The sequence below is a fragment of the Streptomyces sp. NRRL WC-3549 genome, assembly GCF_000721935.1.
GTDB lineage: Bacteria > Actinomycetota > Actinomycetes > Streptomycetales > Streptomycetaceae > Streptomyces.
On record NZ_KL585430.1, the window covers coordinates 44,262 to 45,604 of the forward strand.

2 protein-coding genes and 1 pseudogene are annotated in these 1,343 nt (G+C 63.2%); 1 reads left to right on the forward strand and 2 read right to left on the reverse strand.

Going from position 1 to position 1,343, the window contains the following annotated elements; translation table 11 throughout:
- Positions 1-20 precede the first annotated feature (20 nt).
- A pseudogene (locus tag IH13_RS41495) lies at positions 21-176 on the reverse strand (GntR family transcriptional regulator); the annotation flags it as partial.
- A gap of 633 nt (positions 177-809) precedes the next feature.
- Here IH13_RS41495 and IH13_RS0130340 point away from each other — a divergent pair.
- On the forward strand, positions 810-1,016 hold the full coding sequence (locus IH13_RS0130340; RefSeq protein ID WP_234433446.1) for a hypothetical protein: 207 nt from the start codon (positions 810-812) through the stop codon (positions 1,014-1,016).
- A 100-nt stretch (positions 1,017-1,116) separates the two neighbouring features.
- Here IH13_RS0130340 and IH13_RS0130345 read toward each other — a convergent pair.
- Positions 1,117-1,343: 2,3-bisphosphoglycerate-dependent phosphoglycerate mutase (locus IH13_RS0130345; protein WP_031089289.1), on the reverse strand; the 227-nt coding region annotated here is incomplete at its 5' end.

The window sequence follows — 1,343 nt, forward strand, 5'->3', positions numbered from 1 at the left end:
CCCGTCACGAAAGATCGAGGCTAACGGCTGATCGGGATCTCGTAGACGATCTCGCAATGCGCTGCGGGCACCACAATGTCCGCCGTCTCCACGGGGCGGCCCTCGTCGCTGTAGTACGTCCGCCGGATGTGCGTCACGAGTGCGGCTTTCTGGATGCCGAGTAGTGATGCTTCCTCGGGGGCTCGGATCCCGGTCTGACGCTGCGGGCGTATGCACACCTGATGCCGTCCACCAGGAGCGCACGCGCAAGGTGGTCAGTGCGATCTTCGGGTCGCAGATCGTCGAATCATGTAACGGCTAGTTCTCGAAGACGTCTGTTGTGGTGCCGGAACCTCGCATCTGAAATCTTCTGTAGGTTCCAAGTATGAGTTTCGAAACAAGGTTGAAATCGGTAAGACTGTACCGGTTATCCGTAACTGATTACGGATAACCGGTTATCCGTAATCGGTTCCTGAATCGGTTCCGGAAACCAGTTGCTCACATCTCGCTCGCGGCTCCCTGCGAGGCATCGTGCCGGTACCTGGCAGGGGCGGGCGGCGCGAGGTGACACAGGTCGGCACCAGGCAACGAGGGGCAACGAGCCGCAACGGACGGCTCCTGGAAAGATTGGCGAGCCTCCGAGAAATGTTGGGGCGCTCTGGCTGTCTATCTGCATGGACAATCTGTCTATGCAAACGAACAGGGTGACTTTTAGCTGGGCGTTTGTATGGCGCGCGATGGCTGTGGGAAAGTTCCTGCGGCATGCGAATGCCGCCCCGGCAAGGGCGGCATTCGCCTCCATTGCCACGCCTCAGAAATCACCTTGCGAAGTGAACCGAGCACAGCTGGAGGGCTTCATGGTCCCACGCGTCGGCGTAACCGTCGATATCCACCCTCGCGATCTCCCGATCGCGCTCATCGGCACTGCCGGCGGCGCACTCGCCCTCTGGGCTGACGCCCCCGCGGAGATCGCCGTCCCCGTGGCACTGCTGATCGTCCTCGACCTCCGCATCCGCCGCTGGAGCCGACGTGCCTGACGGCCCGTTGAGCATGTGACGGCCCGCAGACCGGCCCAGCCCACCAAAAAGCCCCCCACCACGCGGAGAACCCGCAGGTGGGGGGCTACTTCAGCTCTGCTTACTTCTTCTTGCCCTGGTTCTTCACGGCCTCGATCGCGGCCTTCGCCGCCTCCGGGTCGAGGTACGTCCCACCCGGGTTCAGCGGGCGGAAGTCGGCGTCCAGCTCGTAGGAGAGCGGGATGCCGGTCGGGATGTTGAGGCCCGCGATGTCGGCGTCGGAGATGCCGTCCAGGTGCTTCACCAGCGCGCGCAGGCTGTTGCCGTGGGCGGCGACCAGGACCGTGC